We start from the raw sequence: 269 nt of genomic DNA, 5'->3' as shown, positions 1-269 counted from the left end.
ACATAAGGAACAGGCAACGAAGCAGGGGGTGTTCATCCGCTATATGTTTGCCTGTTGGGATACCGATTTGCCTAGATTTGTATATTCTGTCGTACAATACGCGCTTTCAGACGACGTCTGGACTTTTGAAGGAATAAAACGGATGAACTTGTTAGGGGCTTTGGCAAGGGTCGGTAGCTTAACAATGCTGTCGCGCATACTTGGTTTTTTGCGTGATGCGGTAATTGCCCGCACGTTTGGTGCGAGCATGGCGACCGACGCTTTTTTTG

1 protein-coding gene is annotated in these 269 nt (G+C 48.0%); it reads left to right on the top strand.

Translation table 11 applies throughout. The annotated features are described in order from the left end of the window. A partial coding sequence (locus ACTHSQ_RS11285; RefSeq protein WP_440375958.1) for a hypothetical protein occupies nt 1–269 on the top strand: 269 nt, incomplete at both ends.

It is taken from the genome of Neisseria sp. P0009.S008 (genome assembly GCF_051958615.1).
GTDB lineage: Bacteria > Pseudomonadota > Gammaproteobacteria > Burkholderiales > Neisseriaceae > Neisseria > Neisseria subflava.
This window is presented reverse-complemented; position numbering and strand designations above follow the sequence as displayed.